This window comes from Enterobacter sp. MGH85 (assembly GCF_001037655.1).
Taxonomy (GTDB): domain Bacteria; phylum Pseudomonadota; class Gammaproteobacteria; order Enterobacterales; family Enterobacteriaceae; genus Enterobacter; species Enterobacter intestinihominis.
Genome location: NZ_KQ089925.1, coordinates 295,654 through 319,381, shown reverse-complemented (window position 1 = coordinate 319,381; position 23,728 = coordinate 295,654). Strand labels below are relative to the sequence as shown.

Sequence of the window (23,728 nt, the reverse complement as noted above, 5' to 3'; positions counted from 1 at the left end):
TGTTCACTGTTCACCAACCGTTCACCGCATAACCACATGAATATATTAAATAAAACCCCGTAGTGAACAGTGTGAACAGTTTTTCCAATAAAAAAGTTTTTCTGTTCTGGTTTGGATCCGTACAACGGATCCAAACCGAAGATAGGATTAGTAATCTTTTTTCAGTTAAACCAATTAGTTGAGTTTAAAATTATCAAAATAAATGGTGGGGGCATAAAAGGGGGCACTTTGAAGTGTGCTTTATATTTTTTATTTATATTTTATAGGCTTAAATGATGATTTGAGTCCGGCCTTCGCACTCATTCTTTAAACACCTCCTTCCTATGCCACTCCACAAACCCCTCCCTTGGATAATTCCCTTTCACCATCGGTAGCGCAATCTGCTTCTCGGCAAAATCCCAGAATAGCCGCCCAACGATCCCACTCCCATTCACCGCCTCGGACACAAGCACTCGCATACTCTCATCCAGCCCAATCGATCCCATATCAAATGCCTTATGATGAATCGCACATAACGCCAGTCCGTTCGGGATCTCACAAGGTCCGCCAAACTGCTTCCACTTGATATGTGCGGCTTCAAGTCCAACAGAGGCGTTATCATGCCGCATGTTAAATCCGCAGATGGCACATTCATAATTATATGCACGCAGCACCTGCTGACGGAACAGCGGATCGCGAACCTTACGGATCTGTTGAATATCAAAACCCATCTCATCCGCGATCTCCTCCTGAATGCTTTCAGGAAAATGCGCTTCAAGGATCTGCTGCGCCAGCGAGCCGATCAGGTTTTTGTTCTTACTCAGCAATGCAAAGTGTTCTTCATCAAACCCACCTGCGACATTATGTTCCACAAGTTCTTTGACGGGCGGTTGCTTACTGCCGGTGGTCGAACAGAACTCAGTGTTCTGAAGATCCCAAAATCCGTCCCTCTTGAGCCGCCAGAAGGGCATATTCGGGTAATGCGCCTTCCGCTGTGGGCCAAAGCGTTCTAACAGGCTAAGCAGTTGCTCGTGGACCTCGGTTCCGTAATCAAACAGTCTCACATGCCCCTGCTGATAGTTCGCCAGCACGTACAGAAGCAATAAGGGCTTATGCGGCGCACGCTGTTCGCCTTTGCGCCAGATGGTGATGTCGGCAATTGCCTGTTCGAGAGTTTTGCTGGAAGCCATCGCGTTACGGAAGAAGGTAAATAATTGCGATGATGCTCGCAAAACCCAGACCAATCAACCCGCAACTAACAAAAACATGACCTTACCGCACATAACTCTATTTCCTGAATCCCCTTCGCAAATTCCAAATTTACCCCACCCAAAACCGCTGTATTTATATTCAGCCCTGTATAATAGGCACCAGAAATTACGCCGAACGGCAAAGGAAGTATCAAGGAATATTTAAAGAGAGAATTCGCGATATGAAGGTGCTGCAACACCCCCATACCGCTAACCACCAACAACTACGGAGAAGTTGAAAATGGCTGCGACGAATTTTAAGCCAGAGTTTACCGTTTGCAAAACAGAATCAGACGCTTTCACCGGCATGATTGAAAACCGCGAGCTGGTACGCAAAAACAGCGCCCGCCGTCTGCACGGCAACCCGCCCAACGCGGCGCCCGTCCACCCTCGCGCGGAAACGCCGCAGGACAGTGCCGCTTGCTGCGAACTGTATGCACGCATAGACATGAAATACCTTCTCCTAGGCGGCGACTGGTTAACCCGTGCAGGCTTTATCAACGGTATGCCTGTGAAAATCCGCGCCATGAAAGACTGCATCGTGATTACGCCACAGCATACAAGAGAATTATGGGGATGTCTGGAAGGTATGAGTGTGGTGAATATAAATAAGCAGAAAGTCGTGCAGTGGTTAAAAACGTTTCCGGGAGCGCTGAATGATACGGGAGATATACCTATGGTGAAGCGCGGAAATGGTCTGGCAAAGTAAGAATAATATCTAAAATATCCCTTCATTAATCATGTAAAAGGATAAGTTAATACGGGCTTGAATACGCATGCCCGTATTTTTCCTTTTTTAAATGAATTATCTAACACCGCTGGTGCACTCAATAAATCGGTTGTAACATTCTCCGCAGAGTGACAGGGAGGATTGCTATGCAGATTTGTAGGATGGATTACAACGATGTCTCAGCCGATGGACGAAGGCTGAAACTACACGTTTATGGCGTTGGGACGTTTCCCGTTTTTTCAGGAATAGAACCCGTAACCAATATTGCAGAGTGCGCCTTTATCAGGAATGCAGCATTACCTGTGGGTACGTACTGGATCGTTGATGCACCGGAAGGCAGTATTGCTAATCGGGTCGAGCGGTTTGTAAAAGACTTCAAGAACGGTACCAAACATTCTGAATGGTTCGGTTTGTTTAATGCTACTACCATGGCTGATAACGTATTTGTGAATGGGGTCGACAGAGGCTCATTTCGACTTCATCCATTGAGGCCGAATGGTGAGGGAGAGTCGTGGGGATGCATAACGTTCTATAATATCCCTGATTTTCAACTGGTCAGACAATCTTTGCTTGCACGTAAGAAGATTCGTGTTCCTGGTGGTAAAGGGTTGATGGCATATGGACGTATTGATGTGACAGGAAGGGCTGATTATGCTTCATGCAAAGTTAAAAAATAATATCCTGATTGGTCTGGCATGCCTCATTGCTTCCTTCTTTATCGTCCTGTTTCCTCTGGGAGGCTTGCTCGATTACTTGTCTCAAGCCAGCAATGATTTTTTAAATCGTACCGGTCTGGGGTTTGCTGATGGTGAAGCAGACCCATCATTCCTGTGGGTGTTGGGTGGGATGATGGCCGTCGTTACCGCGCTACTGATGATTATCATCCGAAAGATATGCAACCTGAAGCAGGGATGAAATATTTCATAGCTGCTTTCTAAAACAATTAAGCGGCTTCATGCCAATCCCCCGCACTCCACCGCTAAACCTACTTTAACTAAACACCGGCACCCCCAGCCCAACCTTCACCTCCCTCAACGTCGCCTGCGTCACCCCCTGCGCCCGTTCGGTCCCGCGCTTCAGCATCGCCATCAGCTCCCCCCTGTCCTGCATATACATCGCCCTCCGCTCCCGCATCGGCGCAATCAGCTCCTGCAAACACCCCTCCAGCTCGTTCTTACACGCCCGGTCGCCCAGCCCACCCGCCTGATAGTGCGCCTTCATCGCCGCCACTTTGTCCTTGTCCGGGTGAAACGCGTCGAGATACGTAAACACCACGTTCCCCTCAATCTGCCCCGGGTCGCTCACCTTCAGGTGGTTCGGGTCGGTGTACATGGCGCTGACCGCACGGTGAATAGCCTCTTCGCTGGCCGACAGGTGTAGCGTGTTGCCCAGCGATTTCGACATCTTGGCGCTGCCGTCGATGCCGGGCAGGCGGCTGGTGTCGCTTAGCATCGCCTTGCAGTGGCGCAGCACCGGAGCGGGCAGCAGGCTGTTCATCTTGTGCACAATCTCGTTGGTCTGCTCAATCATCGGCAACTGGTCGTCGCCGACGGGCACGCACTCGGCCTTAAACGCGGTGATGTCCGCTGCCTGGCTGATGGGGTAGGCCATAAACCCGACCGGCAGCGAGCGGGCGAAGCCCTTCTGCGCAATCTCGTTTTTCACCGTCGGGTTACGCTCCACGCGGGCGACGGTGACGATGTTCATATACAGCATCGTCAGCTCGGCGAGGGCGGCCAGGGCGGATTGTAGGCAGATCGTGGTCAGGTTCGGGTCGATACCGGCGGCGAGGTAGTCGGCCAGCACTTCGGGGATGTTGTCGCGGATCTTCTGCGGGTTGCTGCCGTTGTCGGTCAGCCCCTGCAGGTCGGCAATCAGCACAAACTGGTTGTGCGTCTGCTGCAGCGCCACACGCTGGCGCAGCGATCCGACGAAGTGGCCAAGGTGCAGCGGGCCGGTTGGGCGATCGCCGGTGAGGATGGTGGGTGCGTTCATAAAGACTCCTTAACGTTGTAATGCCGAAAGGGGTCTTAGATGTGAGAAAGCCGCCTTTCGGCGGCTATCTGAAAATGGGAAAAACTACTCCGCGCCGCCTTTAAGAAGGCAGCCACCAGCGGTTTACGGTGAGCACGGCGTGGTTTATGTTCATCTCTTTACCGTATCACGTCCGGCGCGAAAAACAAAAGGGCACGTCATGCTGCAATCTCTCAACCACCTGACCCTCGCGGTCAGTGACCTGCAAAAAAGCGTCACCTTCTGGCACGAGCTGCTGGGGCTTGCGCTGCACGCCCGCTGGAATACCGGGGCCTATCTCACCTGCGGCGATCTGTGGGTCTGCCTGTCGTACGACGAGGCGCGCCAGTACGTGCCGCCGCAGGAGAGTGACTACACCCACTACGCGTTTACCGTGGCGGAAGAGGATTTTGAGCCGTTCTCGCACAGGCTGGAGCAGGCGGGCGTCACCGTCTGGAAGCAGAACAAAAGCGAGGGGGCGTCGTTCTATTTCCTCGACCCGGATGGGCACAAGCTGGAGCTGCACGTGGGCAGCCTCGCCGCTCGGCTGGCGGCGTGTCGCGAGAAGCCCTATGCGGGCATGGTATTTACTTCAGACGGGGCTTGAGGCGCGCACCTTCAGCCTGCCCGCCAGCGTCACGTGCGTGGCGGCATCTTCCTGATTGCACAGGTACTCCACCGCCAGCCGTCCCAGCTCGCTGTAGGGCAGCTGGATACTGGTCAGCGGTGGGGTGAGCTGCTCGGAAATCTTCTGGTCGTCGTAGCCCGCCAGCAGCATGTCCTGCGGGATACGCACGCCATTCACCGCCAGCGCCTGGTAGCAGCCAATCGCCAGCCAGTCGCTGGCACAGAAAATGGCGTCCGGGCGTTCGGTCAGTTCCAGCAGGGACGTGGTGGCGGTAAAGGACTCGCTGAACTGCCAGTTGGTCTGGCGCACCAGGCTCTCGTCACACGTTAAACCGGCCTGCTTCAATGCCGCCTGGTAGCCCGCCAGACGCTGGCGCGAGGCCTCCATCCAGCTCTCGCCGGTGATGTGGGCGATACGGCTGGCGCCGCAGGCGATGAGGTGTTTAGTCACCTGGAAAGCGTTGGCGTAGTCGTCCGGGATAAACGACGGCAGCAGCGGCGAGCCAGGGTCGCGCTGGTTGAGCAGCACCAGCGGGATGCGGGTACAGTCCTGAAATGGCGTCATATCAACGACGTTCGTGACCGGAGAGGCAAGGATAATCCCGATGCAGTTGCGCTTGTCCAGCTGGCGGATGATGTTCAGGGCCAGCTCCACGTCGTCGCCGTAGTCGTAGACGGTGAGCAGCGTCTCGTTGCGCCACGCCGCTTCACGCGCCTGGCTGATGGCGTCGATAAATGGGTCGAAGCTCTGCAACGAGCTGACCAGCAGGGCGATCTCCTCCTGGTTGCGCGGAGCGTGAATGGCAGGAAGACGGTCGTAGCCGAGCTCGGTAGCGACGTTGATCACCCGCTGGCGGGTGTCGTCGCTGAGCTTGATGTTGCGGGACTGGTTAAGCACCAGCGATACCGTCGCCTGCGACACGCCCGCCGCCCGCGCAATATCGTTCATCGTCACCTTCGTTTTTCGCTTCATCCGTCCTCTCCCTTTCGCGAATTTGCATCATACCCTAACCGCACGCTTTAGCGCTGCCGATCACGTTTCTCATTCATCGAAGCGTGAACTTTGTGAGAGGCGTCGCTTTTCTTTGCACCGCGATTTGCGCATTTATCCCACAGCTAATATTTATTAGCTAAACATTATCAGCAAGAGGATGCGTAATGAAAGATCAGTGGAGTAAAGAACAGGCACAGGCGTGGTATCAGCAAAAAGGCTGGCTGTCCGGGTTCAACTATCTGCCGTCGACAGCGGTGAACTGGACCGATATCTGGCAGGAAGAGACCTTCGATGCCGCCACTATCGACCGCGAGCTGGGCTGGGCGGCGGACGCGGGCTATAACACCCTGCGCATAAACCTGCCCTTTATCGTATGGGAGCACGACCGCGACGGGCTGATGGCGCGCATCGACCGCTTTTTGACGATTGCCGACGACCAAGGGTTCAGCACCATGCTGACCCTGATGGACGACTGCGGCTTCTCCGGCGACGAGCCGTACCTCGGCCCGCAAAAGCCGCCCGTACCGGGCAAACACAACAGCCAGGCGGCGGCGAGCCCGGGGCGCGACAAGGTGTGCGATCGAGACTGCTGGCCACAGATTGAGCGCTATATCCGCGACGTTGTGCGCCAGTTCCGCGAGGATAAGCGCGTATTGCTGTGGGATCTGTATAACGAGCCGGGAAACCGCGGCATTTTCGCGACGGGCACGGAAGAGGTGCTGTACGACGAGAAGCTGGAGACCTGCGCGCACGAGTTGATGAAGCTGGCGTTCCGCTGGGTGCGTGAGGAAGATCCGACCCAGCCGCTTACCGTCTGCGCCTGGCGTCTGCCGGCGGAAGAGGAGGGCGAGACGTTTTATCAGCACCCGCTGGACCAGACCGCGCTGGAACTGTCGGACGTGGTGAGCTATCACGCCTACACCAATACCGGGCGCATGACGGCGATTATCCAGCAACTTCAGGCGCTGGGCCGCCCAATCTTCTGCACCGAATGGCTGGCGCGTCACGTGGGCGGCACCATCGAAGAGCAGCTCCCGCTGATGTACATGGCAAAGGTCGCGCCGTATCAGTGGGGGCTGGTGCGCGGTAAAACCCAGACCTGGCTGCCGTGGCCGGTGGTGATGAAGGAGTCCACGGACTACTGCCGCCTGTGGTTCCACGACGTGTTTGAGGAGAACGGTATCCCGTTTTCACGCGCTGAAATCGCGCTGATGAAGAAGCTGCGCAATATCGCCCCGGATCCGCAGGGCTAATAATAACGACCCGGCGCGCTGTCGCCGGGCAACCAGGTACGCACTATGGCAATGACAATGAAAATACCGTCTCGCGAGTTATGGTCCTACTTTGGCTATGGTTTAGGTCAGTGTTTTAGCTTTGGTTTAGTGGGTTCGTTTATAAACTATTTTTACACCGACGTGCTGGGGATCTCGGCGCTGGCGGCAAGTACCATCTTCCTGATTGCCCGCGCGTGGGACGCGGTTCACGATCCGCTGTTTGCCAGCATTATGGACACCATTAACAGCCGGTTTGGCAAGTTTCGCCACTTTTTACTGATTGCGCCGCTGCTGATTACCGGCGTCACCCTGCTGGCGTTCTATAAAATCGAAGCGGACATGACCACCAAAATCCTCTACGCCGGGGTAACGTATATCCTGTGGGGGACGCTGTACGCCATCTCCGATATCCCGTTCTGGTCGATGTCGTCGGTGATGACCAACGACTCCGGCCAGCGCACCCGCGCGGTAACGGCGGCGATGCTCGGGGTGAACGCCGGGATTGCCTGCGCCAACATCTTCTTCCCGAAGCTGGCGGCGTTCTTTGCCCAGTACAGCAACGATAAAGGCTACTTTATGGCGGCGCTGGTGATGATGCTGGTGGGCCTGCCGCTGATGCTCAACGGCTTTATGTAGATCAAAGAGCGCGTCCCGCCCAGCCCGGAAAAGGTGACGATGCGCGACACCTTCCACAACCTGCGCCAGAACAAGCCGCTGTTTATCGTCCTGCTGTCGTTCTTTTTCTGCGTGTTCCATAACGTGGCGGGCGGACTCTATATCTACTTCTTTATCAACAACATGGGCGACGGCAGCCTGCAAATGGCAATTGGCGTGATGGGAATAGTGGCGGCGGTGCTGTGCCTGGTCGCCCCGCTGCTGACGCGCCGGATGCAGAAGCGGAAGCTGTTTATGATCCTCTGCGGGCTGGACGTGGCGGTGCGCGTGGTGATGTGGTTCACGGGCTATCAGCACACGGCGCTGCTGTTTATCCTGCTCGGCCTGAGCACGCTGTTCGTGATGATGACCAACATCCTCACCTCGTCGATGATTGCCGACACCATCGAGTACGCGGAATACCACACCCACAAGCGCTGCGCGGCGATCACTTTCTCCGGGCAGACCTTTACCGGCAAGATGTCGGTGGCGGTGGGCGGCGGGTTAATCGGCGTGTTTCTGACGATGATCAACTATGTGCCGCAGGCGCAGTCACAGAGCGAAGGCGTACTGTCGGGGCTGTTCTTTGGCATTTGTTTGTTACCGGCGATAGGCTCGCTGATCCGCATGGGCTTTATGTCGCGCTTTACCTTTACCGAAGAGAAGCATGCGGAGATTTGTCGGCTGCTGGCGGAGCGGAATGCGTCTGCGAAAGCGCCGGGTGCCGGCTGCGCCTTACCCGGCCTACAGGACCAGCCCTTGTAGGCCTGATAAGCGAAGCGCCATCAGGCTTCGCGTAATGACTTACAGCGACTTCACAAACGCCAGCAGATCTTCGTTGAGCTGATCCTGGTGGGTCAGCGCGAAGCCGTGCGGCGCGTTGTCGTACACCTTCAGCGTGGCGTTTTTGATCATCTCCGCCGCCAGCTTGCCGGTGCTTTCAAACGGCACGATCTGGTCGTTGCTGCCGTGGATCACCAGCGTTGGCACGTCGATTTTCGCCATATCCGGACGGAAGTCGGTTTCGGCGAAGGCGGTCACGCAGTCGATGGTGCCCTTGAGGGACGCCAGCAGAGCGATGTTCAGCGTCTGCGTCAGGGCACCCGCGGAAACGGTCTGCCCGGCGTTGGTACCGTAGAACGGGGTGGCGAAGTCGCTGATGAACTGGGCGCGATCTTTACGCAGTCCGTCACGGATGCCGTCGAACACGCTCTGATCCACACCCTGCGGGAAGGTATCCGATTTACCGAAGATTGGAGTGACCGCGCCCAGCAGCGCCAGACCAGCCACGCGCGCGCTGCCGTAGTTGTTGATGTAGCGGGTCACGTCGCCGCCGCCCATGGAGAAGCCCACCAGCGTTACGTCGCGCAGATCCAGGGTAGTAATCAGGTCGTTAATGTCGGACGCAAAGGTGTCGTAGTCATAGCCGTTCCACGGCTGATCCGAACGCCCAAAGCCGCGACGGTCAAAGGCGATGGCGCGGAAGCCGCGCTCGGCCAGGTAGTTCAGCTGGCTGTCCCACATGTCGCCGTCCAGCGGCCAGCCGTGGCTGAAGAGGATCGGTTTGCCCGCGCCGCAGTCTTTGTAGTAAATCTGCGTGCCGTCTTTTGCCTTAAACAGTGCCATAGTGTGTTCCTGTGCAGGTGATCGTTATGGTTATACCGGCGCGACCAGATAGCGAATTGCCGGTGATGTTGTGCCCTGATGAAAAGCCAGAACGCGGCTCTGCAACAGGAGGTCATTCATGGTGTGGCGTTCCTGCTGGCGCAAATGCTCAATCCAGGAGCCCATCAGGAAGGTCTCGATAAACAGCCCTGGACGTTCGATATCCTCGTACACCGCCCAGCTCATCGCTCCGGCGCGGCGGCGCACCCGGCGTAGCTCGTGCACGGCCTGCAAAAACGCTTTCGCGTCCTGTGGGTCGATGATGTACTCGTGCGACACCAGCACCGGGCCGCGCTCGTTCGGGAGTTCAATCTCCACGCCGTCCAGCGGCTGCCCGCTCAGGTCGAGATTTAAATTCGGATCTTTCTCCAGCTTCCAGCGGAACGCCGTCGCGCTTGCCAGCACCATCCCCAGCGTGGCAACCACCAGCGAGGTCGGGGTGCCGAACTGCGAGGCGATCTGCCCCCAGACGGCGCTGCCTGCGGTCATCGAGCCGAAGAACACCGTCAGATACACAGCCAGCGCCCGGGCTTTTACCCAGCGGGCGGCGCTGCGCTGTGCGCCAAGGTTGAGGGTGGAGAGCACCGCAATCCACGCGAAGCCGGTAAAAAACTCAAACAGGTTCAGCAGCCAGACGTGGCGCATGAACGCCAGCGCCAGCATGGTGAGGGCAAACGTCAGGCTGGCGGCCACCATCAGCCGATCGGCATTCAGCCGCTGGCGCAGGCGCGGCAGCAGGATCGCCCCGGCAATCGCCCCCAGGCCGATACACGCCAGCATCACGCCGTAGCCCGCCGGGCCTAAGCCCAGCTCGCGGCGCGCCACCAGCGGCAGTAACGCCCAGCCCGCGCTGCCGAAAACGAAGAACGCCACGGTACGCACCAGCACGTTACGCAGCACCGGGGCGGCGTGCACGTAGCGAATGCCGGACCGCACCGCCGAGAAGAAGTGCTCCGGCGGCAGCCGCTGCACGGAAGGCGCCGGACGCCAGCGCCACAGCACCCACGCCACGCCGACCACGGATAGCGCGTTAAGCGCAAACACCATCCACGGTCCGGCCAGCGACAGCAGGAAACCGCCCAGCGCCGGGCCAATCGCCCGGCTGATGTTGACCCCGAGCGAGTTAAGCGCCACGGCGGAACCCAGCTCGGGCTTGCTCACCAGGTCAGGCACAATCGCCTGAAACGGCGGCGAGCTCATGGCCGCGCCCACGCTCAGCAGAAACGTTGCCGCCAGCAGAACGGTGGGGGTGACGTGTCCGGTAAAAGAGAGCAGCGTCAGCCCGGCAGCGGCGATGAATACCCATAGCTGGGAGAAGAGCAGGTATTTTCGTCGGTCAACGATGTCCGCCATCACCCCGGACGGCAGGGCGAAGAGGAACATCGGCAGGCTGCTGGCCGCCTGCACCAGCGCGATATCCAGCGGATCGGCGCTGAGCGTCAGCATGCTCCAGTTGATGCCGACGTCGCTCATCCATGAGCCGACGTTAGAGACCACCGTGGCGATCCACAGCATGCGGAACACCGGCTGGCTCAGCGGCTGCCAGGGCGAAGCCGCCGATGCGGGCGTCGTCTCGACGTGTGCGTCGCGAACGTCGTTAACCTGGGTCATGCGAACCTCTCCGTCGTCTTACGCTGCAGCCGCCACTGGCCCGGTCCGGTGAGGGCGAGGGTGGTGAAGATAATCAGCAGCAGCCAGCCAAACTGCCCTTCGGCAATCGACCAGTCCGGGTGCACCGCCAGCATCGCCACCAGCAGCACGGCGATAATCGGCAGGCACGCCAGGCGGGTGTAAACCCCTGCAATGATAAACAGCGGGCAGATGACCTCGGCGACGATCGCCGGGATCAGGCTCGCGTAAGGTCCGAAACCAAACGGATCTTCGATGCGCGTCAGCTCTTCGCTGAAGTGGAGCACCTTCGGCAGGCCGTGCACGTAAAGCAGCAGCAGGCTGCCGGTCAGGCGCAGGAAGAACAGCCCCGGATCGATCCGGGGTGAAGCGTCATTTTGTTTCATCAGAATGCAAAGCAGCTGCAGCCCAGCGCCCCCCAGAAAGCGTTATCGTCGGACACCGGCATCTCTGACGTGCGGGCGAAATCATGCTGGTGGCTATGAACCCCGCACGGGCCGCTGCAGTGGTGGACGGCGCTCATGCCGACGCGTGCGGCCTGCGGCGGCGCGCTGCGGTAGTGGCCCGGCACCTTCACCACCGGGGACCACTCGGGCAGGACCGGAATGGCGGGCGGCGCGAGCGGGCCAAAGCTGCCAGCGGCGTAGACGATATCGCCGTTCACCACGGTGAGGACGGACTCGATGCCCTTGATCTCCTCTTCCGGCACGCGGAAGTAATCTTTGCTGAGCACCGCCAGATCCGCGAGCTGGCCCGTTTTGATCTGCCCCTTCTGGTTCTGCTCGCTGGAGAACCACGCGCTGCCCTGGGTCCAGAGCATCAGGGCGGTATCGCGATCCAGACGGGCGCTGTGATCGTACATCTGCATCCCGCCAACGGTGCGGCCGGAGACCAGCCAGTAGAGCGCGGTCCACGGGTTATAGCTTGCCACGCGGGTGGCGTCGGTGCCTAAGCCCACCGGCACGCCGGTCTCCAGCATTTTCGCCACCGGCGGCGTGTGGCGGGTGGCTTCGATGCCGTAACGCTCGGCGAAGTATTCCCCCTGGAAGGCCATGCGGTGCTGCACGGCAATGCCGCCGCCCAGTTCTTTGATGCGGTCGATGTTGGCCTGTGACACGGTTTCGGCGTGGTCGAAGAACCAGTGTAGCCCGTTGAACGGAATGTCGCGGTTCACCTTCTCGAACACGTCCAGCATGCGGCTGATGGATTCGTTATAGGTGGCGTGCAGGCGGAACGGCCAGCGGTGTTCGACCAGATGGCGCACCACGCGCTCCAGCTCGTCCTCCATGCCCGGCGCGAGATCCGGGCGCGGCTCGAGGAAGTCTTCAAAATCGGCGGCGGAGAAGACCAGCATCTCGCCCGCGCCGTTGTGGCGGAAGAAGTCGCTGCCCTGGCCCGGCGTGAGCATGTCGGTCCATTTTTCAAAGTCTTCCAGCTCGTAGCCCGGACGCTGGGTAAACAGGTTGTAGGCGATGCGGATGGTCATCTGCTTTTTCTCGTGCAGCTCGGCAATTACCTCGTAATCTTCCGGGTAGTTCTGGAAGCCGCCGCCTGCGTCGATGGCGCTGGTCAGCCCCAGGCGGTTCAGCTCGCGCATGAACTGGCGCGTGGAGTTGACCTGCTGCTCCAGCGGCAGCTTCGGCCCTTTGGCGAGGGTTGAGTACAGGATCATGGCGCTCGGGCGGGCGATCAGCATCCCGGTCGGGTTGCCGTTGGCGTCGCGCTGGATCTCCCCGCCCGGCGGATTCGGCGTGTCCCTGGTGTAGCCGACCACCTTCAGCGCGGCGCGGTTGAGCAGGGCGCGGTCGTACAGGTGAAGGATAAACACCGGCGTATCCGGCGCGGCGTCGTTGATCTCATCCAGCGTCGGCATACGGCGCTCGGCAAACTGGAACTCGCTCCAGCCGCCCACCACGCGCACCCACTGGGGCGACGGCGTGCGCAGGGCCTGCTCTTTCAGCATGCGCAGGGCATCTGCCAGGGACGGTACGCCTTCCCAGCGCAGCTCGAGGTTGTAATTCAGCCCGCCGCGGATCAGGTGCAGGTGCGAGTCGTTCAGGCCGGGGATGGCGGTGTGGCCTTTTAAGTCGACCATCTTAGTGCCGTCGCAGTGGTGTTGCATCACCTCGGCGACGGTGCCCACTTCCAGGAATTTCCCGTCGCGCACGGCAACGGCTTCCGCGAGAGGGTTCTCGCGATCGACGGTGTGAAACTGGCCGTTAACCAGAATGAGATCGGCTTTACCGAGGGTAACCATAACTGCTCCAGACTGAGAGGGGAATGGTCAGGATTATGGGAACCGGTTTCGGGAAAGATCCAGTTATACAATAGGATAGGTATACCAAAGTATAACTATACCTAAGGTTAACTATACGAAGAGATAATTACGCGCCAGCGGCGTGGGTCATAGGATGAATGCGATTTTATCGGCGTGCTGTTCGCGGCGATTTTAACCTTTAACCTCACTGGATAATCTTATGACCACTACAAAGCTCGAAGTCTTAACCCCAGCCAACTGTCAGATCATCTTCATCGACCACCAGCCGCAGATGGCGTTTGGCGTGCAGTCTATTGACCGCCAGGTGCTGAAAAACAACACCGTGGCGCTGGCGAAAGCGGCAAAAGTGTTCAACATCCCGACCATCATCACCACCGTTGAAACCGAAAGCTTCTCCGGTAACACCTATCCGGAGCTGCTGGACGTGTTCCCGGGTCAGGACATTCTGGAGCGTACCTCCATGAACTCCTGGGACGACCAGAAGGTGCGTGACGCGCTGAAGGCTAACGGCAAGAAGAAGGTGGTTGTCGCGGGCCTGTGGACCGAAGTGTGCAACAACAGCTTTGCCCTGTGCGCGATGCTGGAAGGGGACTACGAAATTTATATGGTGGCGGACGCGTCCGGCGGCACCTCCAAAGAAGCCCACGACTTCGCGATGCAGCGCATGATCCAGGCGGGCGTGATCCCGGTGACCTGGCAGCAGGTGATGCTGGAGTGGCAGCGTGACTGGGCGCATAAAGAGACCTACACCGCGGTGATGGATATCGTGCGCGAGCACTCCGGTGCGTACGGCATGGGCGTGGATTATGCCTACACCATGGTGCACAAAGCGCCGTCTCGCCAGAAGAGCGAGCACCGTACCTTAGCGCCGGTTCCGGCACGCTAAATCCCGGCGGCGGGCTGGTCCCTCATCCGGCTCGTCACTGCCTTTTTCTCTGGAGTTCACAATGAGTACAGGGTTGATATCCCTCGCGGCAGGCGTGCTGATTGGCCTGATGTATGCCGTGCTGAAGGTGCGTTCCCCCGCGCCGCCCGCGCTGGCGCTGATTGGCCTGCTGGGTATGCTGGCAGGGGAACAGGCGATGCGTCATCTTTTATCCCGCGATAATCCCGCTGGCGTGCAGGTGACGGTTCCCCACGTTCAGCACCTGACCGGAGCGTCATCATGAAGGCCTGGATTATTTCGCTGGTGTGCGGGGTCGCGGCTGGGGTAATTTACGCCCTGCTCGACGTGCATTCCCCGGCGCCGCCGGTCGTCGCGCTGCTTGGCCTGTTCGGCATGCTGGTGGGTGAACAACTGATCCCCATCGGACGGCGTCTGGTGAGCCGCGAACCGCTGACCCTGGCCTGGTTTCGTCATGAATGCGTACCGAAAATCAGCGGTACCGCGCCCCCAGCGCCCGCGAAGGAAAGCCGCGACGCGTAACGAATTGTTTGAGGAAAGACAGCATGACGCTGCCGTGGCGCATTGCCATCATTGATGACGAACGCTCTGTTCGCAGCGGGCTCAGTAACCTGCTGCAATCGGAAGGGTATGCTACCGATACCTTCGATTCGGCAGAGGTGTTTTTGAGCCACCCTCTCGCCCTGTCCGGCGCGTCGCTGGTGATCACCGACATCAAGCTGCGCGGCATGAACGGGATCGAGCTGTTTGAGAAGCTGCGGTTGCTGGCCACGCCGCCGCCGCCAATACTGTTTATCTCCGGCCATGCGGATGAAAATATGCAGCGGTATGCACTCAGCCTGGGCGCCGCTGCATTTTTGCGTAAGCCGATTAACATCGATATTCTGCTGGATCATATTCAGCGGGAGCTGACCCGCCGACAATAAGGATCGCGGATGAACGAACAAACGTCGCCTGCATTTTGGCCCGCCCGGGGAAGTCTCCATGAAGGGCGGGCTTTTGTTCTGAAAGAGGATGTTATTTTTACCGTGCTGGCGCAGGAGGGCGGCATCTCCTGGATGAACGGGCGGCATCCCCAGTCCGGCGGTTCGTTTATTATTGCCACCGCGGTCAGCGATGAAGAAGAGGAGCGGGCAACGCGGCTGCTTAAAAACGAGTTTGCCCTGCGCGATCGGCTTCATGACGGCTGGGCTATCCGGCCCGTCGCTTCAACCCAGTACCGCGGACGTTTTGCGCTGGTCTACGCGCCGTTCTGCTTTGAACTGCTGGCGTGCCGGGCAGGTAAGGCGATTTCCGGGATCGCCCGCTTTATCGAGATGGCGATCCGCATCTGCGGTCCCCTGCGCCAGATGCATCTGCACAACCTGATCCACGGCGATATCAAACCCGGGTCGATCTTCGTTCATCACGACGCCACCAGCCGTCTGTGCAGCTTTGGTCTTTCCTGCGCCACTTCCGACGCATTCTCACAGTCCCGGCTTGCCGCGTCTGGCGGCACGCCCGCCTACATGTCACCGGAACACACCACGCGTACCCGGCGCGCCGTCGACAGCCGGAGCGATCTCTACAGTCTGGGTATCGTGCTTTATGAACTTCTGACCGGGCGATTGCCGTTTGAACTGAGCGCTGATGACCAGACTAACTGGGCGCATTACCACATTGCCTCCGAGCCGCTTGCGCCGGGCCGGGTGCGTCCGGACGTACCCGGCATGCTGTCGACCATTATCCTTAAGCTGCTGGAGAAGAATCCGGAGAATCGCTATCAGACCGTCGACGGGCTGATTGCCGACCTCAGGCGCTGCCAGGCGACGCTGACCGCCGAAGGTGAGATCGTCGACTTTATTCCCGGCCAGCAGGATCGCTCTCCGGCGATCCATCTTGCCGATTCGCTTTTCTCTGCGCATCCGCAGGCCAGCGACGTCATCGCCGCGTTTGAGCGGGTCAGCCAGAGCGGTGCGCCGGAACTGGTGACGATTGGCGGTCCGTCGGGGATCGGCAAATCTTCCGTGATCGCCACCACGCTGAAATCGCTGCAACAGCGCAAGGTGCTGCTGGCGGTGGGCAAGGTCGATCAATACTCTCCCACGCTGCCCTACGGCGTGCTGAGTTCGGCGTTTCGGACGCTCACGCTGCACCTGCTCGGGCTGCCAGCCGGGGAGGTGGCGACGTGGAAAATCCGCCTGTCGCGCGCGCTGGAAGGCTTCGAGGAGCTGGCTGTCAGCCTGGTGCCGGAGCTGAATTTACTTCTTGAGAACAAACCGCGTTTCTCTGCGGATACATTTTCCATCGACGCGCGGGCGCGCTTCAGCCATATGGTGCTGGCGCTGGTGAAAACCTTCGCCACACAGGGCGCGCCGCTGGTGCTGCTGCTGGATGATGTGCAGTGGATCGACGCCGCCAGCCTGCAAACGCTCGATTACCTGCTGCGCGCCTGCGGCGCCATCCCGCTGCTGGTGGTGGTGGCGCACCGCGATCTCAGTTCGCTTTCTGATCCCAGCTTGCAGACCGCGCTGGCGAGCCTGCCGGAGGCGGCGCAGCATGCCATGACGATCGTGCCGCAGCCGCTGTCGGTGAAGGCCGTGGCACGCTGGCTCGGGGGGATTTTTCATGCCCGCAGTACCGGCACCTCCGATCTTGCCACGCTGATCCATGAAAAAACCGGCGGCAACCCGCTGTTCGTTCAGGAATTTTTCCGCCGCATCGTCGATGACGGACTGGTGGTGCACAACAAATATCAGGGGAAATGGCATTACGATCTCCAGGCCATCCGCGCCCGGCATTACACCGAGAACGTGGTGACGCTGGTGCTTGAACAGCTCAAGGAGATGCCCGACGAGACGCGCCGCCTGCTGGGCAGCATCGCCTGCCTCGGCTGCACGGGCGAGCTGGAGATGCTGTGCCGCGTGGTGGGGCAGTCGGCGGCGGAAATCCGCTACGCCCTTCACCCGGCGGTTACCGCTCAGCTGATTGTGCTGACGGAGAAAGAGTACGCTTTTACCCACGATCGGGTGCAGGAAGCCGCCTTTGCCCTGCTGGATGAGGGCGAGAAAAGCCATCTGCACCTGACCACCGCCAGCCTGCTGGCGGATGCCGCGCGGCAGACGGCGGGTAACGAACTACTGTTCCGCGCGGTTCACCACGTCAGCGCCGCGCTGGACTGCATCCAGCCTGCGCCGCAGCGCCAGAGATTCCGTGAGCTGAGCCTCCAGGCCGCGCGGCGTGCGAAGCGTACCGGCGATTACCTTTCCGCCTTAAGTTACATCCAGACCGCCAGAGCGCTGGGGAACGCGGGTCCGGTCTCGGACTTTATGCTGGATATCGAAGAGGCGGGCTGTGAGTTCGCGCTCGGGCACCTGGAGCGCACGCGCGCGCTGTGCGATACGATCCTCGGCTCACCGGGCGGGCTGACGGAGAAAGCGCTGGCCGCTAACCTGCTGGCGGAAGTCTATATGCGCCAGTCGGAGATCCGCCTGGCGCTGGAGGCGTCGTTATGCTGGCTGGGCGTGTTCGGGATCCAGATCAGCCGCTACCCGGAAAATGCCGAATGTGACGAGGCCTGGCAGCAGTTCTGTCAACGCACCGCCGACGCGCCGCAGAACCCGTTTATTCAGCTTAAGCTGATGGAGAGCGCGGAGACCGAAGCGGTAATGAACCTGCTTTACAGCGCCAGTATTTTCGCCAGCTTTACCTGCCCGCGCCTGCACTTTTTACTCCTGTGCCGGATGATGCACCTCACGCTCGATCGCGGCATAACCGGCGCATCCACCACGGCGATGGCCTGGTTTGGCGTGCTGATTGGCCACCGCTACGCCGAATACCGTCTCGGGTTTGAGTACGGCACGCTGGCTCGCGAGCTGGTGAACCGCCACGGCTATGATGCCTATGAAGCTAAAACTCTGCTGCCGCTCGACCAGCTCAGCGTCTGGACCCAGCCGCTGTCGTACACTATCGAGTGCGCCAAGGCCTGCTTTACCTCGGCGGTGACCCACGGCGACATGACGATGGCCTGCTTCGCGGCCTGTCACCAGATCATTAACTTCCTCTCCCGGGGCGATCATCTGGACGGCGTGTTGACCAGCATCGATCGCGGTCTGGCCTTTGTGCGTAAAACGGATTATCAGGACATTGAAACCGTTCTGCACATTCAGCGCCGCTACGTGGAGTTTTTACGCACGCCGGTGACGGGCACATGGAGCGCCGCCCAGGCGCTGCCTGACGATCTGCTGCCCGCACCGCCGGAGCAGGCGCCCGAGCAGACCTCGACCATGCTGTTCTGGTACTGGCTCTATCGCGGGATGGCGCACTTTACCTGCGGCGAATACGCCGACGCGCAGGCGGATTTAGAGAGGGCGGGCTGGTATGCGTGGTCCGCACCGGGCCATATCCATCTGCTGGATTACCATTTTTACAGCGCGCTGGCGCTCTCCCGCCAGCTTACGCCGGAGACCTTCTCGGCGGATTATCGCCGCAGTATTCATCACCATTACGACAAAATTGCCCTCTGGGCGCGGATCAATCCGGGCACGTTTGCCGATAAAGAGGCGCTGATTTATGCCGAAATCGTCCGTCTGGACGGCATGAACAGCATCGCGCTGGAGCAGTATGAAAAGGCGGTGCGGCTCTCGCGGGAGGGCGGGTTTAACCCGATCAATGCCCTGGCCCACGAGCTGGCAGGGCGTTTCTCGCTGGCCTGCGGCTACCCGACCGCCTCCGACGCCCATTTCCGCGGTTCGATTGCCGCCTGGGGCCGCGCCGGGGCGCAGGCCAAGGTGCGTCAGCTGGAGCAGGATTTTCCGCATCTGCTGGCCTCCGGGCAGAGCCGCGCGTACGACACCGTGGCATTTGCCCAGAACGAGGTGATCCGCGATTTACAGAGCGTCATCAAAGCCTCACGCGCCTTGTCCGAAGAAATCAACCTCGAGCGTTTAATTGAAAACCTGATGACGCTGCTGCTTGAACGGGCCGGGGCACAGCGTGGCCTGCTGCTTCGCGTCAGCGATAATCACATCCCGGAGATCGAAGCCAGCGCCTGGACCAGCACCGACGGGGTGCGGGTTCGCATCCTGAAAGAGACACCGATGGCGACGGACATGCCGCTGTCGGTGCTGGCCGCGGTGATCCGCACCGGGCAGGAGATCCGCACCGGCAAACCGGAGGAATTTCACCCGTTCAGCCAGGATCCTTATCTGGTGACGTCCGGCGCCGCCGTGATGTGTGTCCCGATGTTCAAACAGGCGCGACTGGTGGGGGTGCTGTATCTGGAAAACCGCCTGATGCCGGAAGTGTTTACCGCCGAACATTCGCGCGTGGTCAGCCTGCTGGGCGCGCAGGCGGCGGTTTCGCTGGAGACGGCACGGCTCTACGCCGAGCTGCTGGCGGAAAACATCCACCGCCGACGGGTGGAGAAAGAGCTGCGCGCCAGCCAGACCTCGCTGATGCTGGGTGAGCAGATCAGCCATACCGGCAGCTGGCGCTGGGAGCTGGTGCAGGATCTGATGTTTATGTCCGAAGAGTACGCCCGTATTCTTGGCCTGCCGGAGCAGCAAAAGATGATCTCAATGGCGGAGTTTTTGACCTTCGTGCATGAGGATGATTATGGCCGGATCGGTAACCTCGTTAATCAGAGCGTGCGTGACGGGCTGTCGATGCGCGCGGAGTTTCGCATTATCCGCACCGACGGCTCCGTTCGCTACATCCTCGGGATTGGCGATCCGGTGGGCGTGGGCAGCGAGGTGAATGAGTATTACGGCATCATTACCGACATCACCAGCCAGCGGGCGGCGGAGGATGCGATGCGGGTGGCGCAAGCGGATCTGGCGCGAGTCTCACGGGCCACCACCGTCGGGCAACTCACCTCCTCGATCGCGCACGAGATCAACCAGCCGCTGATGTCGATTGTCTCGAACGCCGGCGCGAGCCTGCGCTGGCTCAACCGCGATCCGGCGCGGCTGGACAAAGTGCGAGAGGGGCTGGAGGAGATCGCCGCCGAGGGCGAGCGGGCAGGGGAGATCATCCGCAGCATTCAGTCTCTGACGCGCAAACAGGACCCCACGTTTACGCGAATAGATCTGCACTTCCTGATCCACCACATCATTATGCTCTCCCGCAGCGAACTTGAGCTGCGACACATAAGCGTTGATTATCTCCTGAACGCTGACGACAGCTTTATCATCGGCGACAGCGTGCAGATCCAGCAGGTGCTGCTTAACCTGGTGATGAATGCGATGGAAGCGATGGCGGAAGTGACGGATCGCCCGTGCAGCATCACGATCGCCACCGCGAACTGCGCCGAAGGGAAGGTGATCTTTGAGATCGCCGATACCGGCAGCGGCATTGAGCCGGAGCTCACCGAGCGGATCTTTGACTCGTTCTATTCGACCAAAGCGCAGGGAATGGGGATGGGGCTGACCATCAGCGCCAGCATCATTGAACGGCATCGGGGAAAACTGAGCGCGCGCCGCAGAGAGCCGTACGGCACGGTGTTTACCTTCGCGTTGCCGCTTGCCGGACAGGAGGCGTAACGGTTATTCCGCTGGCTGATGTTTTGTCAGGCGCTCGACGGCCCTGACCAGCTCGGCCACGGAGCGGACCTGCATTTTCTCCATCACCCGGCGGCGGTGTACTTTCACCGTAATCTCACTGACGCCCAGCTCGGCGGCGATCTGCTTGTTGAGCTTGCCGCTGATGGCAAGCTCAAGCACCTCATGCTCGCGCGGCGTGAGGGACATGTGGCGCTGTTTCAGGGCGTAGTGCTCTTTGACGCGGGCGGCGTTGTGCTGTGCCAGCCTGAGCGCGGATTCGATAGAGCCAATGAGGGCGCTGGATTCAACGGGTTTAGTGAGAAATTCGTAGGCCCCGCCTTTGATCGCCCGGACGGACATAGGGATGGTGCCGTGACCGGTGAGAAAAATGATCGGTATTTCTCGCCCGTTGGCTTTCAGCGCATCTGCGACATCAAACCCGGTGATCGTGGGCATTTGCATATCGAGGATCACGCAGGAGGGCAGATCCTCAAAGGGATGGCTGAGAAAGGCTTCTGCTGAGGAAAAGCCAAGGGCGTGTATATCCGCTGATTCCAGCAGCCCAACAACGGACTGCCTGACTGCGTCATCGTCATCAACCACATAAACAATGTGTTCCATTCACCGCCCCGGTGTGATCAGTAAACCATCGAGAATAAAATGCGCCTTTTTGAACGTAAGCGACTGTTTGCTATCCTCATTCATACTAACACATTAATAATTATTATCATTCGGCAATATGAAGATGATATGAAAGTGTAATAAAAATGTGGCGAATTGGTTAGGATCGGAACGCTGTTTTTAGAGACCGTTCCTGCTGCGAAGCCAGAGCGTGACACAGGCGATATTCATCCTGAGCCACGATGTTTTGTGTGAGGACGCCGACGGGTAAAACAGGCTACACTCTGATTTTGAGCGCGACAAGCTGAGGACATAACGATGCACTACACACTGAAAAGCAGTGACGATAAAGAAAAAGCGGAAGGAACAAGCGGCGCGGGCGCTCTACAGCAAAAACTGCTGGAATCCCGTTCGATTGTCATCTCCGGCGAGATCAACCAGGAGCTGGCCCAGAAAGTCATCACTCAGATGATCCTGCTGCAAAGCGTCAGCAACGATCCGATCAAGCTGTACATCAACAGCCAGGGCGGCCACGTGGAAGCGGGCGACACCATCCACGACTTCATTAAGTTTATCCGACCGGAAGTGCACGTCATTGGCACCGGCTGGGTGGCAAGCGCCGGGATTACCATCTTCCTGGCGGCGAAAAAAGAGCACCGCTACTCGCTGCCGAATACCCGCTTTATGATCCACCAGCCGCTGGGCGGCGTGCGCGGTCAGGCAACGGATATCGAAATCGAAGCGCGCGAGATTATCCGCATGCTGGAACGCGTGAACAAACTGATTGCTGACGCCACCGGCCAGCCGCTGGAGAAAGTGAAGAAGGACACCGACCGTAACTTCTGGATGTCACCGGCGGAAGCGCTGGACTACGGCATCGTGGGCAAACTGATCACCCATTATGACGAGCTGAACCTGGATTAAGTTTTAGCCCGCGCGTGCGTCGGGTGACGGCTTCGCCTTACCCGACCTACGCGCGCTCGATTGACCCATGACAAGTTCCCCCCTGGCTGTCTCTTCTATAATCGCGCCTGTCTCCCCTCTCACTGGTGCTAACCATGGCGTATCAACTGAACCTCGACTGGCCGGAATTTCTTGAGAAATACTGGCAAAAACAACCCGTTGTGCTGAAAAATGCCTTCCCGAATTTTGTCGACCCCATTACCCCTGATGAACTGGCGGGTCTGGCGATGGAGCCGGAAGTCGATAGCCGCCTGGTAAGCCATGCTAACGGCAAGTGGCAGGCGAGCAATGGCCCGTTTGAGCATTTCGATAACCTCGGTGAAACCGGCTGGTCTCTGCTGGCGCAGGCGGTGAACCACTGGCATATGCCCGCCGCAGAGCTGGTGCGTCCGTTCCGCGTCCTGCCGGACTGGCGTCTCGATGACCTGATGATCTCCTTCTCCGTCCCGGGCGGCGGCGTTGGGCCGCATATCGATCAGTACGATGTGTTTATTATTCAGGGGATGGGTAGCCGTCGCTGGCGCGTGGGTGACAAGCTGCCGATGCGTCAGTTCTGTCCGCATCCGGCCCTGCTGCACGTCGATCCGTTTGAGCCAATCATTGACGAAGATCTGGCCCCGGGCGATATCCTCTATATTCCGCCTGGATTCCCGCATGACGGCTTCACCCATGAAACCGCGCTCAACTACTCTGTCGGTTTCCGCGGGCCGAACGGTCGCGATCTGATCAGCAGCTTTGCCGATTACGCGCTGGAAAACGATCTGGGTGGCGAGCACTACAGCGATCCGGATTTGACCTGCCGCGAACACCCGGGCCGCGTGGAGCAGTACGAGCTCGATCGCATTCGCCAGATGATGATCGACATGATTAGCAAGCCGGATGATTTTACAAAATGGTTCGGCAGCTTCGTCTCCACGCCGCGTCACGAGCTGGATATTGCCGCCGCCGAGCCGCCGTATTCCGCAGACGAGGTGCTCGACGCGCTGCAAGGGGGCGAAACGCTATCACGCTTGAGCGGGCTGCGCGTGCTGAACATCAACGGCTGCTTCTTTATCAACAGCGAACAGCTGGAGACGGCGGATGTGAACGGGGCGGACGCGCTGTCCCGCTACACCCAGCTCGGCCAGGCCGAGCTGGGTGTAGCGCTGAATAATCCGGCGTTTGTGGAAGAGTTGACCGGATTGATTAACCAGGGATACTGGTACTTCGACGAGTAACAGACTGCGGCGTTTAGTCAGACTAAACGCCGCTACGTTTAAACCAGCATATTACAGGCCTTCCAGTAGTTCAGAAGCCGCTCATCGTCGCGCTCTTTTTCCGCTTTAATTTTCATCGCCTGGGCGAGATTTTCTCGCGATACCTCATGGCCTTTTTGCACGATGTCTAAGACCGCTTCACCAAGAGCCAGCGAAATTTCTGTCCGATTGTTGCGAATCGTCATAAATACCTCCTCGTTGGTTGCGATACTTTAATTATGAACGGGAAATAATCAGTCGCTAATAATTAATCTTATTCTTATTTTTTTCAATTCGGCGCTAAATAGACATAATATTCGGTTCTGTCAATGATGTTTCAAAATGCTAATACGCATTTCAGGTCCGAATTTATGCGCTACAGTTAATTTCG

General features: G+C 58.8%; 21 protein-coding genes and 1 pseudogene. 13 read left to right on the top strand and 9 right to left on the bottom strand.

Translation table 11 applies throughout. The annotated features are described in order from the left end of the window. Window positions 1–299: 299 nt before the first annotated feature. Entirely contained in the window at window positions 300–1,169 is an 870-nt protein-coding gene (locus SK51_RS01450; RefSeq protein WP_023305369.1) for a phosphorothioated DNA-binding restriction endonuclease, read from the bottom strand. A 301-nt stretch (window positions 1,170–1,470) separates the two neighbouring features. On the opposite strand from SK51_RS01450, the gene SK51_RS23730 reads away from it, so the two are divergent. The 3 genes from SK51_RS23730 to SK51_RS01435 all read left to right on the top strand — a co-directional run bounded on the left by SK51_RS23730 (window position 1,471) and on the right by SK51_RS01435 (window position 2,874). Beyond that, on the top strand, window positions 1,471–1,938 hold the full coding sequence (locus tag SK51_RS23730) for a SymE family type I addiction module toxin (protein ID WP_023305370.1): 468 nt from the start codon (window positions 1,471–1,473) through the stop codon (window positions 1,936–1,938). A 167-nt stretch (window positions 1,939–2,105) separates the two neighbouring features. Continuing rightward, window positions 2,106–2,636 carry a DUF2778 domain-containing protein gene (locus SK51_RS01440; RefSeq protein WP_023305371.1) on the top strand — a complete coding sequence of 177 codons (531 nt, stop codon included), beginning with the start codon at window positions 2,106–2,108 and terminating at the stop codon, window positions 2,634–2,636. Next, window positions 2,611–2,874 carry a hypothetical protein gene (locus SK51_RS01435; RefSeq protein ID WP_023305372.1) on the top strand — a complete coding sequence of 88 codons (264 nt, stop codon included), beginning with the start codon at window positions 2,611–2,613 and terminating at the stop codon, window positions 2,872–2,874. Before SK51_RS01440 ends, SK51_RS01435 begins: the two co-directional genes overlap by 26 nt. A 75-nt stretch (window positions 2,875–2,949) precedes the next feature. On the opposite strand, the gene trpS is transcribed toward SK51_RS01435, so the two are convergent. Further along, the gene (gene trpS / locus SK51_RS01430; protein WP_023305373.1) at window positions 2,950–3,954 is read right to left on the bottom strand and encodes a tryptophan--tRNA ligase; all 1,005 of its coding nucleotides are present in this window, start codon (window positions 3,952–3,954) and stop codon (window positions 2,950–2,952) included. A 199-nt stretch (window positions 3,955–4,153) separates the two neighbouring features. Between trpS and fosA the strand changes: the two genes are divergently transcribed. Then, a complete protein-coding gene (gene fosA / locus SK51_RS01425; RefSeq protein WP_023305374.1) occupies window positions 4,154–4,579 on the top strand; it encodes a FosA/FosA2 family fosfomycin resistance glutathione transferase in 426 nt (141 codons plus the stop codon). Here the strand turns inward: fosA and SK51_RS01420 are convergent. Continuing rightward, window positions 4,565–5,572: a LacI family DNA-binding transcriptional regulator gene (locus SK51_RS01420; RefSeq protein WP_023305375.1), complete on the bottom strand. Its 1,008-nt coding sequence runs from the start codon at window positions 5,570–5,572 to the stop codon at window positions 4,565–4,567. The genes fosA and SK51_RS01420 overlap by 15 nt on opposite strands. 185 nt (window positions 5,573–5,757) lie before the next feature. Here SK51_RS01420 and SK51_RS01415 point away from each other — a divergent pair, with 185 nt between their 5' ends. Then, window positions 5,758–6,846: a cellulase family glycosylhydrolase gene (locus tag SK51_RS01415; RefSeq protein WP_048206570.1), complete on the top strand. Its 1,089-nt coding sequence runs from the start codon at window positions 5,758–5,760 to the stop codon at window positions 6,844–6,846. Window positions 6,847–6,891: 45 nt separating this feature from the next. Continuing rightward, window positions 6,892–8,286: pseudogene (locus SK51_RS01410) on the top strand (MFS transporter). Window positions 8,287–8,325: 39 nt separating this feature from the next. Here the strand turns inward: SK51_RS01410 and SK51_RS01405 are convergent. The 4 genes from SK51_RS01405 to SK51_RS01390 are packed head-to-tail and all read right to left on the bottom strand — an operon-like array spanning window position 8,326 to window position 13,072. Then, window positions 8,326–9,147 (bottom strand): alpha/beta fold hydrolase, encoded by an 822-nt coding sequence (locus SK51_RS01405; protein ID WP_023305378.1) that lies wholly within the window; start codon window positions 9,145–9,147, stop codon window positions 8,326–8,328. 30 nt (window positions 9,148–9,177) lie between these two features. Further along, window positions 9,178–10,797 (bottom strand): MFS transporter, encoded by a 1,620-nt coding sequence (locus SK51_RS01400; RefSeq protein ID WP_023305379.1) that lies wholly within the window; start codon window positions 10,795–10,797, stop codon window positions 9,178–9,180. Next, window positions 10,794–11,201: a DoxX family protein gene (locus SK51_RS01395; protein ID WP_023299234.1), complete on the bottom strand. Its 408-nt coding sequence runs from the start codon at window positions 11,199–11,201 to the stop codon at window positions 10,794–10,796. Before SK51_RS01395 ends, SK51_RS01400 begins: the two co-directional genes overlap by 4 nt. Continuing rightward, window positions 11,201–13,072: an amidohydrolase gene (locus SK51_RS01390; protein ID WP_023305380.1), complete on the bottom strand. Its 1,872-nt coding sequence runs from the start codon at window positions 13,070–13,072 to the stop codon at window positions 11,201–11,203. The genes SK51_RS01395 and SK51_RS01390 overlap by 1 nt, the downstream gene beginning before the upstream one ends. Window positions 13,073–13,292: 220 nt before the next feature. Between SK51_RS01390 and SK51_RS01385 the strand changes: the two genes are divergently transcribed. The 5 genes from SK51_RS01385 to SK51_RS01365 all read left to right on the top strand — a co-directional run bounded on the left by SK51_RS01385 (window position 13,293) and on the right by SK51_RS01365 (window position 20,518). Continuing rightward, a complete protein-coding gene (locus SK51_RS01385) occupies window positions 13,293–13,979 on the top strand; it encodes a hydrolase (protein ID WP_022646922.1) in 687 nt (228 codons plus the stop codon). Between the two features lie 61 nt (window positions 13,980–14,040). Beyond that, window positions 14,041–14,262 carry a DUF1427 family protein gene (locus SK51_RS01380; protein ID WP_022646923.1) on the top strand — a complete coding sequence of 74 codons (222 nt, stop codon included), beginning with the start codon at window positions 14,041–14,043 and terminating at the stop codon, window positions 14,260–14,262. Beyond that, window positions 14,259–14,519, top strand: coding sequence for a XapX domain-containing protein (locus SK51_RS01375; RefSeq protein ID WP_006810276.1), 261 nt, complete (start codon window positions 14,259–14,261; stop codon window positions 14,517–14,519). Before SK51_RS01380 ends, SK51_RS01375 begins: the two co-directional genes overlap by 4 nt. A gap of 23 nt (window positions 14,520–14,542) precedes the next feature. Continuing rightward, a complete protein-coding gene (locus SK51_RS01370) occupies window positions 14,543–14,923 on the top strand; it encodes a response regulator transcription factor (RefSeq protein ID WP_006810275.1) in 381 nt (126 codons plus the stop codon). Window positions 14,924–14,932: 9 nt separating this feature from the next. Then, the gene (locus SK51_RS01365; RefSeq protein ID WP_023305381.1) at window positions 14,933–20,518 is read left to right on the top strand and encodes a trifunctional serine/threonine-protein kinase/ATP-binding protein/sensor histidine kinase; all 5,586 of its coding nucleotides are present in this window, start codon (window positions 14,933–14,935) and stop codon (window positions 20,516–20,518) included. 3 nt (window positions 20,519–20,521) lie between these two features. Here the strand turns inward: SK51_RS01365 and SK51_RS01360 are convergent, their stop codons facing one another. After that, window positions 20,522–21,139: a response regulator transcription factor gene (locus tag SK51_RS01360; protein ID WP_022646926.1), complete on the bottom strand. Its 618-nt coding sequence runs from the start codon at window positions 21,137–21,139 to the stop codon at window positions 20,522–20,524. Between the two features lie 318 nt (window positions 21,140–21,457). Here SK51_RS01360 and SK51_RS01355 point away from each other — a divergent pair, with 318 nt between their 5' ends. After that, window positions 21,458–22,063, top strand: coding sequence for an ATP-dependent Clp protease proteolytic subunit (locus tag SK51_RS01355; protein WP_022646928.1), 606 nt, complete (start codon window positions 21,458–21,460; stop codon window positions 22,061–22,063). 134 nt (window positions 22,064–22,197) lie between these two features. Continuing rightward, window positions 22,198–23,319, top strand: a complete 1,122-nt coding sequence (locus tag SK51_RS01350) for a ribosomal protein uL16 3-hydroxylase (RefSeq protein ID WP_023305383.1) — start codon at window positions 22,198–22,200, stop codon at window positions 23,317–23,319. A gap of 38 nt (window positions 23,320–23,357) precedes the next feature. Here SK51_RS01350 and SK51_RS01345 read toward each other — a convergent pair whose 3' ends face one another. Beyond that, window positions 23,358–23,543 (bottom strand): hypothetical protein, encoded by a 186-nt coding sequence (locus tag SK51_RS01345; protein WP_010427252.1) that lies wholly within the window; start codon window positions 23,541–23,543, stop codon window positions 23,358–23,360. Between the last annotated feature and the right edge of the window lie 185 nt (window positions 23,544–23,728).